The organism is Bacillus sp. MT(2024), assembly GCF_036362845.1.
Taxonomy (GTDB): domain Bacteria; phylum Bacillota; class Bacilli; order Bacillales; family Bacillaceae; genus Bacillus; species Bacillus velezensis.
Genome location: NZ_CP143632.1, coordinates 588,907 through 603,882, shown reverse-complemented (window position 1 = coordinate 603,882; position 14,976 = coordinate 588,907). Strand labels below are relative to the sequence as shown.

Sequence of the window (14,976 nt, the reverse complement as noted above, 5' to 3'; positions counted from 1 at the left end):
TACATATAAATTAAAAACTTCCCTTGCTTCCGCTGTAACTCGTGCCGCCCCTCGTGACTCCGCCGTCATTGTCATTATCTTTATCTGGCTTTTTTTCTCTTGTAATGTCGGTCCGGATATATGTGTCATGCTGGCTCAGCACTTCAGACGTATCGTGATCCATATACGTGCTGCCGGTGACGGTGACCTTGCCGCCGGAATTGTACACCATCACGGTGACGGCGATTCCGGCCGCGGCTGCAGCGATAATCAGCTGAAACCACCATGTGAGCAGCAGATTGTCAGACTTGTCGTCCGGACTTTTCCCCATATCTTTATAAGCCATCTTGATGTAGGTCTGAAACGCCTTTTCATAATGGCCTGCGGAAATATCTGACGAGATCGTATTTCTGATCGTATTCAGCCGGCTGCTGTTCAAATACGTCTCCGCCTTTTTATACCCGGAGAGAAATACTTCCCGATCCTTCATATCAATAGTCAATATCGCCGTGCTTCCGCTAAAATGACTGTCATAAAAATCACCGGCATACTGTTCGATCTCCTTACCGCCCGTTCCGTTTGCGGTAAGAATGATAAAATCGGTATGGCGCTTTTCTCCCAGCTTCCCGGCCAATTCCTCAAGTTTCTTCGTTTCATCCTTCGTTAATAAATGAGCATTGTCATAAACATATTGCTTCTGTTCCGCGGCAGACGCCGATGTATGTAAAGAAAAAGACAGCATCAGAAAAAGGACGAAGCAGAAGAGACACGCTTTTTTCATCGATACTTTCATTAAAAACCGCCTCCTATCATAAGTGAGACGAGTCTTAATGCTAAAAACGCACCGGCAGTTATGCCGCCGAACCACGCGGCCACTTTTCCGGCACTGATCGGCGGTTTGCCGACAACCTTGCCCGTTTGCCCGTTCATCGCAAAAATGTGCTCAGCCCGCTCATAGTCGTAGCTGACCATCCAGACCGGAAGCAGTACGTAAAAGCTGCTGATTTTATCGGTCTGAATCTGCTCATCCGTAATGTCAGCCGTCGTATACCCGGAGAAGGTGGATCTGATATAAGAATCAATATAATGGCTGATTTTATCCTTCGCCCGCGGAAAGAGATCGTCATCGGTATAATTGTACTTTTCCGCTATATATCCCGCTAAATAGGCCGTATTAAACTCCTTCAGCTCACTGTAAGCGTAAGGCTCCAATTTGTCCATTAATTCATCATTCATTTTTTCTGAAGCGTCGACCGGAATTTTGAGATAATCAAGATTGATATCGCGGTACGCGTTGTAATACTCGGTCTCCGTCACCCGGTATTCTCCATCTTCATAGTGATGCACTCTCGTACAAACGGCATTGACCTGAACCTTGCTGTTTAAGTCAAACATCCAAAACGGCACGTACATGCCGGTTATGCTCTTCACCCGATCGGCAGTCATAAATCCTTTCGGTGTCAGACGGCCGTTTCGGCACCACTTTTTAAAAGCGCTCATGGCCTCTTCTTTACTGATCGTAAAAGGAATCACCATCGAAGGCGCGAGATTTCCCGATAATCGGTCGGCGAGAACAGCGGCTCCTCCGCAAAACCCGCACGTCGTGGCCGTCGTTTCCGCCTCAGTCATTAATACTGCGCCGCAGTTCTCACAGCGGTACTCGTTCGCCTCATTTTCGGAAAATCTCGTCGTTATATACTCTTTTGGCAGGCTTTCAATCTGATCCTGCCGCCCGCAGCTGTGACATGTCAGCGTGCCGGATGAACTGTCAAAGACCATATCATCGCCGCAGTTCGGGCATTTATAAGAAATGATCATTCTGTTTCTCTCACTTTCTCTTTATATCGGACAAAACTGCAGCCCGCTGTCTATTGATCTTTACTGAAAAGCATTTTCTGCTTAAGCGCCGCCAATTCATCATCGACACTGCTTTGATTGCTGTCATATTTAGCCGTCAGCTCGTCAATATCGTCTTTCGGAGACGCGTTCAGCTCAGCCATCGCATTGGCGTGATCAAGCGCCCGGTTGACCTTGTCTTCCATTCTGCCGAAAGCTGTCAGCGATTGACCCGCATTTGACACAGAGGACCCCAATTTGTTCATTCTCTCCTGCGTTTTTGCCACAGACCACTTCGCTTTGATGGCATTTCTTCGCGACTCAAGCTCTCCGATATCAGCGACAAGCTTGTCATGCATTTTGCGCATTTGAGACGCGTTGGAAGAAGCGAGCTGATAAGCCGTTTGCAGTTCAGTCAGTCTTGATTCAACAGCCGTTTTCCTTTCCAAAAATGTCCGCGCATCGGCTTCATTGCCGGCCTGCAACGCTTTCATCGCATAACTTTCCATCTTTTCGGCATCAGCCTGGCATTCCGTTAATGCTCTTTTCGCCCGCTGTTCCTCAGCCATGACAGAAGCTGTCTCCGCTTTCACTTTTCCTAAATCACTGTTCAGATTCCGTAAATATTGATCAACCATTTTTTCAGGGTTTTCAGCTTTATCCAGCAGCGCATTGATATTGCTTGACATAATGTCTTTAAATCTTCCTAAAATACTCATTTTTCATTTTCCTCCCAAAATTAAATAGTAACAAGTTCACAGTTATATATACTGTTTTTTTCGAAAAAGGTTTCATTTTCTCATGAATTTATGTATTTTTATATGAAAATAGTCTCACCCAGCCCATTTGTGCCGGCGGAAATTCTTCACGAGCAGATACAGTGAGAACAAAAAATAAACAAACAGCCCGATCATCAACCCGCTCACTAACGGATAATGCTTCGCAGCATACACAAAGAAATCCAGCTGCGAAATCTGTTCCGGACTTGTAATCGTATCCGTCCCATTCAAAAGCTTTGAGAATTTAGCCGTATCATTCCAATCAAACGAATCAGAAACAAGCTCACTCCCCTGATACCAATTGACAGCGGCGAGACAAAGAAAACAAAAAACAGAAAACGCGCATTGCACAATAAGAAAAACATGTTTCATAAAAAACATTCCTCCGCGGTTCAATTTACTGGATGCCTTTCTAAAGTATACCGTATATCGAAAAGGGTTTCAGACCTAAATAAAGAGGATGCTTCCCGAAGTCCGATGACTTTCAAGAAACATCCTCCATACTTTACAGTGATACTTCAACCTCTTTTAAGCTCGGCAAAGCATCAATCGCACCGATTTTGGTGCACACGAGCGCCCCCACCTTATTGGCAAATGAGACAATATCACGCAGCTTCGCAAAATCTTCGGCTGCCGTCTGAATCTCAGCCGTGCGCGCCAGCTGATACAGCGCCGCGCCGACAAACGCATCTCCCGCTCCCGTTGAGTCTATTGATGTCACCGGAATGCTCGGAATGACGTCAATATCCTTCCCATTTGAAAGAAGGGTGCCGCTTTTCCCGAGTGTCACCGCCACAATACCGGCCCCGAGCTCATGAAGAACCGCAACGCCTTCTTTATGATCCTTCGCACCGCTGATGATCTCAAGCTCTTCGTCACTGACTTTCACAAAATCACTTACGGCAATGGCTTTTTTTGCGGTGTTTATAAACTCTGAAACTCTTCCTTTCCATAAATCCTCACGATAGTTAGGATCGAAGGAAATAAACTGTCCATTGTCTTTCGCAATCGACATCAGCCGTAAATAGGCCGAGCAAAACGGATCAGATAACAATGCCGTCGCTGATCCGAAATGAAGGATTTTCGCATCGTTTACCTTTTCCAGATCAATATCATCCAGCGTAAACAAAGCGTCCGCTCCTCTGTTAAACACAAAGTCGCGCTCCCCATTTTGTTTTAATGAAACAAACGCAAGCGTGGTAGGCGCTTTCTCATCCATGACGAGCATAGAGGTATCGACGTGTACGGCGTCCAATGTCTGCTTCAGAAAATACCCGAACGGATCTTTGCCTGTTTTTCCGCTGAAAGCCGCGTCTCCGCCCAGCTTAGCAATGGCTGCCGACACATTCGCCGGTGCGCCGCCGGCACTTTTTAAGAAATTGCGCCCTTCCGTCAAATCAACATCCACATCGGTACAAAAGAAATCAATTAACAATTCTCCAATACAAATAACAGATTGGCTTCCCACATTATCACACTCATTTATCAATTCTCGATTATAGTTTCAGTATAGTGCTTTCAGTCATAAATACAACCGTTTACATAGAATATTTTAAATTTTACGTATACTCATCTTGCAGCCCTTTGCTCCAGATCAGACATCATCTGCTGATATTTCTTTTCAGTTAAAGGATAAAAAGAAATAAGAATAATAGACAGCAGAATGAACAATCCCGGAATGAGCGCATTCATATTTTTAATCGCAGTCAATGACGAGGCGGTCTGATCGGTATTCGCGGCATACCCGGCGATTCCGAGATAAACGGCCGAAAATGACCCGGCTAACGCAACTCCGAGCTTATTGATGAAACTCATGCTCGAAATCACCACGCCATCAGCCCGGACTCCGGTTTTCCATTCCGCATAATCGACACAATCGGCAACCATTCCCCAAGCAAGTGTATTTAAAGGCGTCGTGAAAAATCCCGAAACGAAAAGCCAAAAGAAAATAAGGGGAATGGAGGAATACGATGTAAACTGAAGGCCCGCATAAGAAATCAGCGATAACGCCGCCGTGATGATCATGACCTGCTTCCGGCCCCGCTTCTCAGAAAAGAAAGGAATAAACAGATTGCTGATCAGCGCGGCGCCGAAAAACAACACGGTTCCTAAAAACACAAATTCCTTATGGTTGACGTTATACGTAAAATAGTACACCATCGTGCTGAGCTTAATGTTAAACCCAATCGCAAACGCCAAAAATGCAGAAACCAAAATGAGCAAAGGCTTGTTTCGGAATAAAACAGACAACGTTTTTTTCATTCCTTGTTTTTTTCTTTTTTCAGGCTGAATCCGCTCCCGCACAGTAAAGAAACTGAACAGATTCAACGCGATGCTCACCGCCGCGTAGATAAGCGCCGTCATCTGAAATCCAAACGCCTGATCTTTCCCGCCGATGGCATCCGCAAGCGGGGTCGCACAGGAAATCGACAACAGAATTCCGATATAAACCAAAATCATCCGGGTCGTCGTCAGAACCGTCCGTTCCTCCACGGAATTCGTCATCCGACCCGTTAAGCTGTTGACCGGAATCGTCTGCATGCTGAAGGACATCCCAAGCAGAATATAAGTGATGTACGCATAAACCATGTTCCCCGTCTCGCCGAAATGAGGAGTCGTAAAGCATAAGAACGTAAATAACGCAAAAGGAAACGCCACCCACAAAAGATACGGCCTTGCCTTTCCCCATCTTGTATTCGTCTTGTCTAGAATCACGCCCATAATCGGGTCAAAAATAGCGTCCAGCACCCTTACGATAAGAAACAAAGCTGCGATGACCGCAGGCTTAATGCCGCCGACATCTGTATAGTAGAATAATAAGTATGCGTTTACAAACTGAAAGATAATATTGTACGACATATCGCCGAATCCGTAGCCGATCCGTTCCATCCAGGACAGGCCGCGATGTTTCGTCTTTACTGCCGCTGCTTTTTCTGTTTCAATCATCATTTCCCACCCCAAGAATCCGTTTTCATTTTTGATAAGCAAGAGGGAGAATGCAAAGATCCTCCCCGTTCACTCAGCGATTTGGATACACCATCACTTTTAAGCATTCATTTTTGTATTGAAAGGCGCGTTCCATCGCCTCTTGCGTCTTCTCCAGCGGATATTGGTCCGTTACAAGATGCTTCGTGTCCACTATGCCGGAAGCGAGAAATTCAATTCCCTTCGGATACGTATTCGCATAACGAAAGATTCCGTATATATCAATCTCGTTATCTGCAATAAACGGCACATTGAGCGGAATCTCGTTCTGAGAAGGCAAACCGACAATCGCCAGTTTTCCGCCCCGGCGCACGGAAGCCAGTGCGGCTTGCAATGCCGCCGGATTCCCCGCTGTTTCCCAGGCAGCATCAACGCCTCTGCCATTCGTGATCGTTTTGATTTCTTCACCGGCATCCTGTTCCCGGACATTGATGACATGCGTCGCGCCCATTTTTTTCGCGGCATCTAACCGCAGCGGCTCCAAGTCGGTCACAATGATTGTGCCTGCCCCGTATGCTTTCGCTGCCGCAACGGCCATCAGCCCCACAGGACCCATGCCCATGATCGCAACCGTGGAACCGGGCTGAAGCTTCGTTCTCGCGGCCGCATGAATGCCGACAGAAAACGGTTCGATCAAAGCCGCATCTTCATAGGAAAGTGAATCCGGAATCGAAAAAACAAAGTCCTGGCGCATTTTGATATATTGGACAAACGCGCCGTCAACCGGCGGTGTCGCCAAAAACTGTACATCCGGGCAAAGATTATAACGCCCTTCTTTGCACGCCTCACAGCGTCCGCATGTGACACCGGGTTCGACGGCGACACGGTCTCCTATTTTAAATTGACCGACAGCCGATCCGACGGCGGCAATTTCTCCCGCGCATTCATGACCGAGGATAAATGGTTTTTCCACTACATAATTGCCTATTCTGCCATTTGTATAGTAATGCAGATCAGATCCGCAAATTCCGACAGCCATCACCTTAATCAACACTTCATCATGATTGATGTCAGGCACGGGCAATGTTTCGATTTTGATTTCTCTCGTGTTGTGCATAACCGCCGCTTTCATGTTTTGAGGCACTGTGTGAGTCATTTGGCAAAATCCTTTCTCTGCTTTGAAATGTAAGTGCATACATTTTTGTTTTCTCTATTACTGCCCCTATTTTATCTGCTTTTCCATACGTTCAACAGCCTTTCCTGCTGTATAAAAGGACAGCCGCACTGTACTTTTTATTTTTTCATATACAAAAAACACTGAATTGATAAAATAGTACTAATAGGAGGTGCAGGCTAATGGCTGAACTAGAAAACCGGACACAATTTGCAGAACTGCTGGCACCTGCCGTCAAATCGCTGAAACATCATCCTGATTTCAAAATCAAAAGGACAAAGAACGTAAAAGCCGGACAGTCTTATATAGATCAGATCGCACTCCGATTAGGCGTTTCCTCTAACACGATCAAAAGCTGGATCGGACAGATGGGCGCAAACTACATTCCCGGACGAATTGACGACGGAAAGCTGTTCGGCATGATCTGGATCATTATCGAAAAGACCGACATGGATCCTGAATGGCTGACCGGCCTTCTGGAAGCCACCACCATTCCCGTCATCACACCCGCATTGCCCGTTTGGACGGCGTCTTGTCTAAAAAAAGCAAAAATACGCCGCAAAGACGGATCATTTGGAGCGCCGACTGATGAAGATGTTGAAAAAGCAGTGAAGCGGCTGTTTCATGACAGACCCGGCCATGAAACGAATGCGCTTACAGAACAGCTCGTCACGCATAACTTACCGTCACGCCGGACCGGGAACTTTATCGGACGCGGCTTTGATATGGAAGCGATCCGGCAATGGATGCTGTCTCCCTCACCGGTCTGTTTAATCACTGGCTGGGCCGGCATGGGAAAAACAACGATCGCTCTTGAAGCAGCCTACCTTTGTGCCGGCGGTTCACCAGATTGGCCGGCATTCAACAGCATCATCTGGATCAGCGCTGATTGGAAAGGATTGAGCTTCAGCGATTTTTTAAACACGATCGCCTATCAGCTTGGACGCGCAGAACAAATCGACAAATCTATCAACGAAAAACGCTTCGTCGTCCGCAATGCATTAGCCGCTCATTCAAATGAAAAACCCGTGCTGCTGATCGTTGACAGCATTGATACAGCGGAACGTGACATTCACGAATTTATCATCGGCCTTCCGCAAGGCGTAAAAGTCCTCCTTACGGCACGGGAAAACGTAAAACAGACTTACCGGGACGGCCTCGGGGAACTGGCGGCCATCCAGCTGAGCGGCCTTGAACAAACGGATGCCCTTGAATTTTTTCAGCAAGAAGTGCACCGCTGTCTGCAAACATGCAACCTCCCGCATAAACGGGAAAAGCTGGAGCAGCTACTGCGGCTATCGCCTGACCTTAAGAATGAATTCATCTCGGCAGCCGCCGGCAACCCGAAGGCCATGGCACTGAGCATTGCATACATGTCAGACGACGACATCCCCGCTCCCCAGCTCATTCAAGAACTTAAACAAGCGGGCTACTCATTATTGGAATTGTTTGAGGTTCTCTTTGGCCGCACATGGGACAGATGTCATGAAGACACACGGAAACTATGGCAGACGCTTTGCTTTTTCGCTAAGCCCCCTGATGAAAAAAGCTTGGCTCAAGCGGCCGGATTAGACGTCCGGCGGTTTCATTACGCCATTGAGCAAATGAGGTCATATGCTTTAATACAGCCGGAACGAAGCGAAGGAAGAATTCAATACGCAGCCCATCAAACCGTTGTCGCTTACGGAGAACAGCACTTATCCGAAAATCACGAATTTGAAAAAGGAGCCCGCAGCCGCTGGGCGCATTATTATATCGATTATGCGGAAACCCATATAAAGCGGGAACAGCCCAATTCTGTCTATTGGAGCTATCTGCTGGGACGGAATTTAGAGCAAATGAAAAAGGAATGGCCGAACATCCTAAAGGTCATCGAATGGTCGAGTGAAACCGGACAACATGACATCCTGATCAAACTCATCATCCGCATCAGCCATTTTCTAAGCAGAATCAACCTGCCCCTGCGAATCGAATACGGATTAAAAGCCGCCGATGCCGCCCGTCAATCAGGCGAACACACGCGGGAAGCTTACTTTCGGATCGACACGGCAGGCTGGGCGCTGATGGAAGTTAATGATGCGGACGAAGCCCTCAGGCAAATAGAAGCCGGCCTGAAGATACTCGAACAATCAGGCGCGCCGGATCACGACGACTTGAAAGTATGGGGAATCGCCCTGCAATCCAGGCTGCTGTTAAAAACCGGAGAACCGGACAAAGCGGCAGCAATGCTGGACGGCATCAAAGATCAGCCCGTCTCCCCCATTATCCGGCACAGGGTTCTTCTGGTCCGCGGCGACCTGAGTTTCGCCCGCTCTCACTACGAAGAAGCCATCACATTATACGAAGCGGCAAACACAACCAGCGCCGCATACGGCGGCGAAAAAACAATAGAAGCCTATTTCAACCTGGGCATGGCTTACGTCAAGTGTGATCAACTCGAAAAAGCTGAAAAAGCCTTTGAACAAATGCTCTATGACAAACACAACGCCAACCAAGTTGAGTTGATCTACTATCATTACGGAATGGCACAGCTGTTGTATCGTAAAGGAGAAAATACGAAAGCGATGGAATCGAATCAGAAGGCGATTCGTCTGATTGATTCGTGGGAGCCTGGGATTGGGATTCGGGGTGAGGTGGAGCAGCTGAGAATGGTGCTTGAAGGAAATGAGGAAATCACATTGTAGTTAGGAAAGTGTGAGTTCCATCTTAGATAAACCCCTCACACCTTATTTATAAATAAATCAGGCCTTATCAGTTGAGTAAACTGATAAGGTATTTTTTGCTAGAATGCATGAGCAATTTAGATGAAAATCAAATATCCAACCCTTGATATAACAAAGGTTTTTGCTGTTTATTTGCATTATTCCTCCTAACATCATAAAAAATTAGTTTTTAATAAATATTTGAATCACTGTTTAACAATCTGTCAAAATGATAAAACCAGACTAGGGCTACACTAGAACTTAAAGGATATCAAACTGTATGTGCCCTTTAATGTTTAAAGCTAGCAGTAAGTTGAATGATTTCCAACTTTGATATTTCAAGTGATATTTTATAGCTTATTCTCTTCCGCCAAGAATTTTTTAGAAAAAGTGGTAATATCCCCTTGAAATTTAATTGATTATAGCCGATTATATATAGGTATTATATAAACTGGGGGTTTTAGGTGAAGAAGTGAATCTTTTTATTCATGCCTTTAGTACTATCCTTAGTTTTTAGCGCCTTGTAGTACTCGACAAATGATGTCTCACAGGGATAGTGATTCAAAAAATAAAAAAGCTTGAGAGACTAAAGATGACTGTTCTAAAAAAGTAGATGCCAGCAAACAATATGCTGAAGCACTGGGCATGAGTTAATCTGGGCGATATAAAGATCATGAGAGACAAGATAAACGTCGGAATAAACATCAAAAATACAACTGACAAAACCTGACCTTTTATCCTGACCAAGGAAATGCCGTTATTGGCAATTAGCTGCAAACATGTTCTTAACTGATGGAGAAGTCCAAGGCGGAATAAAACAAAAGGTGTATTTGAATTCTCTGCTCCAGATGAAAAAAATGATGTTGATAGAGTCAAAAGAAATTAAATTGAACCTTGGAAATGTTGTCACATAGACTTCATGAAAAATAAAGCTGTATCAATTACAGTACCAGTTAAGTAAGGGAGAGTGTAACAATGAAAAGAACAACTGAATTTGTTTTAGGATTATTGGGTGGAATTTTTGGTTTTATTGGGGCGATCATGGCATTGATTATTGGTGGACTTGATGCCTCTTTTAATTCAAGCGGTACAAGCGAAATCATTGGTTTAGGCTGGGGAGCTGTTGTCCTATCAATTTTGGGTATTGTCGCTTCAGTAGTAGTTAAGAAAAAACCTAAAATCGGAGGAGTATTGCTTCTTATCTCAGGAATTGGCGGAGTAATTTGTATATCAATGTTCTATTTACTGCCTGCTGTTCTTCTTATTATTCCAGGTATCATGGGACTTGTCAGAAAAGATAAAACGACAACAACAGCAGCTTAAAGAAAGGCCCTTAGCAGGGCCTTTCTTTTTTGGCTAATAAAAAACAAAAGTTCTCGATATATTAATTTTATACATATTTTTAAAATTCCACCATTGTCAAGTTTATATAAGCAAATTGCAGATTTACTTGCCGTAATGTAAGAGCATAACAATACTAAAAGTTTATCCTTCAAAATGAAAGAGGATGCTTCGCAAAAGTCCATTAGACTTTCGGAAACATCCTCAATTTCTGGATTTCGTAAAGAAATGTTATTTTTTTGTTACTTTTTCAGCTGATTGGGGTGATGAAAAACGGTCAAACCCTTGGTGTATCAAGGGTTTTCTCCGTTTGATTACATCATTCCGCCCATACCGCCCATGCCGCCCATGTCAGGCATTCCTGCGCCGCCGGCGTTTTCTTCCGGTTTGTCAGCGACAACGGCTTCAGTTGTTAAGAGCATTGCTGCTACAGAAGCTGCGTTTTGCAGGGCTGAACGTGTAACTTTTGTCGGGTCAACGATACCTTTTTCGATCATGTTTACCCATTCGCCGGTTGCAGCGTTGAAGCCTACGCCGATTTTTTCGTTTTTCAGGCGCTCAACGATGACAGATCCTTCAAGACCTGCATTGTGTGCGATTTGACGGATCGGCTCTTCAAGCGCGCGAAGCACGATGTTGATACCTGTTTGCGCATCGCCTTCAGCTTCCACTGCAGCGACTTTGTTGTATACGTTGACAAGCGCTGTACCACCGCCGGATACGATACCTTCTTCAACAGCTGCGCGAGTTGAGTTGAGGGCGTCTTCGATGCGAAGTTTACGCTCTTTCAGCTCAGTTTCAGTCGCAGCGCCGACTTTGATGACAGCTACGCCGCCGGCAAGTTTCGCAAGACGCTCTTGTAATTTTTCTCTGTCGAATTCAGAAGTTGTTTCTTCCACTTGAGCGCGGATTTGGTTGACGCGTGCAGCGATTTTTTCAGTGTCGCCGGCGCCTTCTACGATTGTTGTGTTTTCTTTCGTTACCACAACTTTAGAAGCGCGTCCCAATTGTCCGATTTCAGTAGATTTCAGGTCAAGGCCTAAGTCTTCTGTGATTACTTCTCCGCCTGTAAGAACAGAGATGTCTTCAAGCATTGCTTTACGGCGGTCACCGAAGCCAGGAGCTTTAACGGCAACAGCGTTGAATGTGCCGCGAAGTTTGTTGACAACGAGTGTAGCAAGAGCTTCACCTTCAACATCTTCAGCGATCAGAAGCAACGGTTTGCCTTGCTGTACAACTTGCTCAAGCACAGGAAGGATTTCTTGAATGTTTGTGATTTTTTTGTCTGTGATTAAGATGTAAGGATTGTCAAGAACCGCTTCCATCTTATCAGAGTCAGTTACCATGTAAGGAGACGCATATCCGCGGTCGAATTGCATACCTTCCACAACTTCAAGCTCAGTTGTGAAGCCTTTAGACTCTTCGATTGTGATGACGCCGTCGTTTCCTACGCGCTCCATTGCTTCAGCGATAAGGCTTCCGACTTCCTCATCAGCAGCAGAGATCGCAGCAACCTGAGCGATAGACTCTTTGCCTTCGATCGGCTTAGAAATTTCTTTTAAGTTTTCGATTGCCACGGTTACGGCTTGTTCCATACCTTTACGCACGCCGACAGGATTAGCTCCCGCAGTTACGTTTTTAAGGCCTTCGCGGATCATAGCCTGCGCAAGTACAGTCGCAGTCGTCGTACCGTCACCGGCAACGTCGTTTGTTTTGCTGGCTACTTCAGCTACAAGCTTCGCACCCATGTTTTCAAACGCGTCTTCAAGTTCAATTTCTTTTGCGATTGTTACACCGTCATTAGTAATTAACGGAGAACCGAATTTTTTCTCCAGAACCACGTTGCGTCCTTTTGGCCCTAAAGTTACTTTTACAGCGTCAGCAAGCGCATCGACACCGCGAAGCATAGCGCGGCGTGCTTCTTCACTAAACTTAATATCTTTTGCCATGTTAACGAAACCTCCTCGAATTTTTAAAAATATTTATTTGCTTAGCCGATTACAGCTAAAATGTCGCTTTCACGTAAGATTAAGTATTCAGTACCTTCGTATTTCACTTCAGTACCGGCGTATTTTGAGAAGATAATGCGGTCGCCCTCTTTTACTTCTAAAGCAACGCGCTCTCCGCTTTCCAACACGCGACCTGAACCGGCTGCCACGATTTTGCCTTCTTGCGGCTTTTCTTTTGCAGAATCCGGTAATACGATTCCGCTGGCAGTTTTTTCTTCAGATTCTACGAGTTCAATGACAACGCGATCACCTAATGGCTTTAACAATGTAATAACCTCCTCAATAGTATGAATATGTAATTTTAGCACTCAGCTCTAAAGAGTGCTAACACAGTTATTATAATAAAGAATCTCACTTCCAATTTCAAGTCATAAGAATAAAAAATTTTCACGCTTACATGATTCTCTCTCACACTGATTTTCTCCTTTTTTCACGGCAAGTTCACTTGTGTTACAATAAGAACAAATAAGTTGATTTTATAGGATAAAGGAGTACATATCATTTGAGAAAACAGTATTGGTATATCATTTTGACATATGTTATCATGCAGCTTTCCGCATTGATCGGCATTCCTTTAATGTACAAATTCGGCTATGCGGGCGGGCACCCTACGAATGCGAATCTCACCATGGCTCAGGGGATTTATTCCGTCGTAAGCTTTTTTATCTGCCTGATTATCGTTCTCTTGATATTGAGAACCGCGCCGAAGCAGACATTAAGAAACGGGAAGAAAGCATCCGCCGGCATGTCCGTTCTCTGGGCGGTCGCGGGAATATGGCTCGCTTTATTTTCTCAGGGAATCGCCGGGATGATTGAGCAGTATGTCTTTCATGTGGGCAGCGGTTCCGAAAACACGAAAGCCATTCTTAACATTATTAAAGCCATGCCGCTCATGATTATCGTTTCTTCTATCGTCGGGCCGATTCTTGAAGAAATCATTTTCCGGAAGATCATCTTCGGTGTATTATATGAAAAAACGAATTTCTTTATCGCCGGACTGATCAGTTCCGTCATTTTCGGCATTGTGCATCAAGACCTCACGCACCTGCTGCTGTATACGGCCATGGGCTTTACCTTTGCGTTCTTGTATGTGCAGACGAAACGGATTATTGTGCCGATATTCGCCCATGTCATGATGAATACCATTGTCGTGGTCATGCAGCTCGGCCCCGCCCAAAAATATATTGAACAGCATAGTGAGCAAATGCAATTAATTATTGGAGGATTGTTTGTATGAGGAACCCAATGACTTGGGGCTTGATTTATTTCGCAGTCGGCTGTATCTTTACGTATTTGGCCGCAAGCTCTCCGGGAAGCATGTGGTCTTTTTATTCCATACTGCTGATGGTTTTCGCCGCTTATAATATCAGCATCTCGTTTAAAATGTTCGCCTTCTCATTTAAAGTGAAGAAAAATCAAAAATAATAAAAGAAAAGCCATTTCTCATCATTGAGAAATGGCTTTTTTTATGCTGATACGTCCTGGTCAGATTCACTGCCGGTCTGCCTTTTCCGATACGCCGCTTTTGAAATCAGGATACTGATCTCGTATAAAATGCAAAGCGGAATGGTAATCATCAAGTGAGACAGCAGCTCAGGCGGCGCAATCATCGCGGCGATCACGAGCAGCACAAAATATGCGTACTTCCTGATCTTCGATAAAAACATCGGCGTGATAACACCGAGTCTCGTTAAAAACATGATCAGCACCGGCATCTGAAACAGCAGCCCGAACGGAATCGTCAGCTGCAGCAGAAAATGAAAGTATTCGGTGATCCCGATCACCTGGTTGACATCCAGGTCATTCGAGACCCGCTTCATAAAATCAACGACCAGCGGAAATAAAATATAATAAGAAAACGACACACCGCCGACAAACAGCACGATCGAAATCGGAATATAGCTGAGTGTTACTTTGCGCTCCTTCTCATACAGACCCGGGCTGACAAACGCCCAAATCTGATAGAGAATAATCGGCGAAGTCAAAATGATGCCGATGATAAACGCGAACTGCAAAAAGATAAACAGCGGATCCGTCAGGTTAAAAGCATTAAGGGTGAGCTCTTTTACTTCATCGGCTTTTTGAAGATACACAATGATAGGTTTTGCCAGAAAAAAGCCGGCAATAAAGAAAACCGTAAAGGATAACGCCACAATCAGCAATCGTTTCCGAAGTTCAGCAATATGCTCCACAAGCGTCATTTGATTCACTCTCATACGCGTCATCCTATC

At 45.2% G+C, this 14,976-nt stretch carries 14 protein-coding genes; 4 read left to right on the top strand and 10 right to left on the bottom strand.

All coding sequences use genetic code 11. The features are described 5' to 3' along the window. Positions 1–10: 10 nt before the first annotated feature. From VP472_RS03175 to gutB, 7 genes are all read right to left on the bottom strand, one after another. Positions 11–772 (bottom strand): TPM domain-containing protein, encoded by a 762-nt coding sequence (locus tag VP472_RS03175; RefSeq protein ID WP_039062723.1) that lies wholly within the window; start codon positions 770–772, stop codon positions 11–13. Next, positions 772–1,797: a TFIIB-type zinc ribbon-containing protein gene (locus tag VP472_RS03170; protein WP_146276243.1), complete on the bottom strand. Its 1,026-nt coding sequence runs from the start codon at positions 1,795–1,797 to the stop codon at positions 772–774. The genes VP472_RS03175 and VP472_RS03170 overlap by 1 nt, the downstream gene beginning before the upstream one ends. A 50-nt stretch (positions 1,798–1,847) precedes the next feature. Beyond that, positions 1,848–2,534, bottom strand: a complete 687-nt coding sequence (locus VP472_RS03165; protein ID WP_025853951.1) for a PspA/IM30 family protein — start codon at positions 2,532–2,534, stop codon at positions 1,848–1,850. Positions 2,535–2,648: 114 nt separating this feature from the next. After that, positions 2,649–2,966, bottom strand: a complete 318-nt coding sequence (locus VP472_RS03160; protein WP_146276241.1) for a YjdJ family protein — start codon at positions 2,964–2,966, stop codon at positions 2,649–2,651. Positions 2,967–3,099: 133 nt separating this feature from the next. Then, entirely contained in the window at positions 3,100–4,062 is a 963-nt protein-coding gene (locus VP472_RS03155) for a carbohydrate kinase family protein (RefSeq protein WP_060674424.1), read from the bottom strand. Positions 4,063–4,163: 101 nt separating this feature from the next. Beyond that, positions 4,164–5,540 (bottom strand): MFS transporter, encoded by a 1,377-nt coding sequence (locus tag VP472_RS03150; protein WP_070082688.1) that lies wholly within the window; start codon positions 5,538–5,540, stop codon positions 4,164–4,166. 73 nt (positions 5,541–5,613) lie between these two features. After that, positions 5,614–6,675, bottom strand: a complete 1,062-nt coding sequence (gene gutB / locus VP472_RS03145) for a sorbitol dehydrogenase (RefSeq protein ID WP_146276239.1) — start codon at positions 6,673–6,675, stop codon at positions 5,614–5,616. Positions 6,676–6,875: 200 nt separating this feature from the next. On the opposite strand from gutB, the gene VP472_RS03140 reads away from it, so the two are divergent. Next, positions 6,876–9,377 (top strand): tetratricopeptide repeat protein, encoded by a 2,502-nt coding sequence (locus VP472_RS03140; RefSeq protein WP_146276237.1) that lies wholly within the window; start codon positions 6,876–6,878, stop codon positions 9,375–9,377. Between the two features lie 993 nt (positions 9,378–10,370). Continuing rightward, the gene (locus tag VP472_RS03135) at positions 10,371–10,718 is read left to right on the top strand and encodes a DUF4064 domain-containing protein (protein ID WP_146276235.1); all 348 of its coding nucleotides are present in this window, start codon (positions 10,371–10,373) and stop codon (positions 10,716–10,718) included. A 332-nt stretch (positions 10,719–11,050) separates the two neighbouring features. Here VP472_RS03135 and groL read toward each other — a convergent pair whose 3' ends face one another. Both groL and groES read right to left on the bottom strand, forming a co-directional pair. Beyond that, complete coding sequence (gene groL / locus VP472_RS03130; protein WP_003155941.1) at positions 11,051–12,685, bottom strand: chaperonin GroEL; 1,635 nt, start codon at positions 12,683–12,685, stop codon at positions 11,051–11,053. Between the two features lie 41 nt (positions 12,686–12,726). Next, a complete protein-coding gene (gene groES / locus VP472_RS03125; RefSeq protein ID WP_003155970.1) occupies positions 12,727–13,011 on the bottom strand; it encodes a co-chaperone GroES in 285 nt (94 codons plus the stop codon). A gap of 236 nt (positions 13,012–13,247) precedes the next feature. Here groES and VP472_RS03120 point away from each other — a divergent pair, with 236 nt between their 5' ends. Then, positions 13,248–13,982 carry a CPBP family intramembrane glutamic endopeptidase gene (locus VP472_RS03120; protein WP_003155972.1) on the top strand — a complete coding sequence of 245 codons (735 nt, stop codon included), beginning with the start codon at positions 13,248–13,250 and terminating at the stop codon, positions 13,980–13,982. Then, positions 13,979–14,170, top strand: a complete 192-nt coding sequence (locus VP472_RS03115; RefSeq protein ID WP_003155975.1) for a YdiK family protein — start codon at positions 13,979–13,981, stop codon at positions 14,168–14,170. Before VP472_RS03120 ends, VP472_RS03115 begins: the two co-directional genes overlap by 4 nt. 41 nt (positions 14,171–14,211) lie before the next feature. Here the strand turns inward: VP472_RS03115 and tatC are convergent, their stop codons facing one another. Continuing rightward, positions 14,212–14,970, bottom strand: a complete 759-nt coding sequence (tatC, locus tag VP472_RS03110; RefSeq protein WP_088005343.1) for a twin-arginine translocase subunit TatC — start codon at positions 14,968–14,970, stop codon at positions 14,212–14,214. Positions 14,971–14,976: the final 6 nt, after the last annotated feature.

Excerpts from the sequence above, each read along its gene's own strand:
- VP472_RS03175 (WP_039062723.1), bottom strand. The coding sequence starts at position 772 with ATGAAAGTATCGATGAAAAAAGCGTGTCTCTTCTGCTTCGTCCTTTTT.
- VP472_RS03170 (WP_146276243.1), bottom strand. The coding sequence starts at position 1,797 with ATGATCATTTCTTATAAATGCCCGAACTGCGGCGATGATATGGTCTTT.
- VP472_RS03165 (WP_025853951.1), bottom strand. The coding sequence starts at position 2,534 with ATGAGTATTTTAGGAAGATTTAAAGACATTATGTCAAGCAATATCAAT.
- VP472_RS03160 (WP_146276241.1), bottom strand. The coding sequence starts at position 2,966 with ATGAAACATGTTTTTCTTATTGTGCAATGCGCGTTTTCTGTTTTTTGT.
- VP472_RS03150 (WP_070082688.1), bottom strand. The coding sequence starts at position 5,540 with ATGATTGAAACAGAAAAAGCAGCGGCAGTAAAGACGAAACATCGCGGC.
- gutB (WP_146276239.1), bottom strand. The coding sequence starts at position 6,675 with ATGACTCACACAGTGCCTCAAAACATGAAAGCGGCGGTTATGCACAAC.
- VP472_RS03140 (WP_146276237.1), top strand. The coding sequence starts at position 6,876 with ATGGCTGAACTAGAAAACCGGACACAATTTGCAGAACTGCTGGCACCT.
- VP472_RS03135 (WP_146276235.1), top strand. The coding sequence starts at position 10,371 with ATGAAAAGAACAACTGAATTTGTTTTAGGATTATTGGGTGGAATTTTT.
- groL (WP_003155941.1), bottom strand. The coding sequence starts at position 12,685 with ATGGCAAAAGATATTAAGTTTAGTGAAGAAGCACGCCGCGCTATGCTT.
- VP472_RS03115 (WP_003155975.1), top strand. The coding sequence starts at position 13,979 with ATGAGGAACCCAATGACTTGGGGCTTGATTTATTTCGCAGTCGGCTGT.
- tatC (WP_088005343.1), bottom strand. The coding sequence starts at position 14,970 with ATGACGCGTATGAGAGTGAATCAAATGACGCTTGTGGAGCATATTGCT.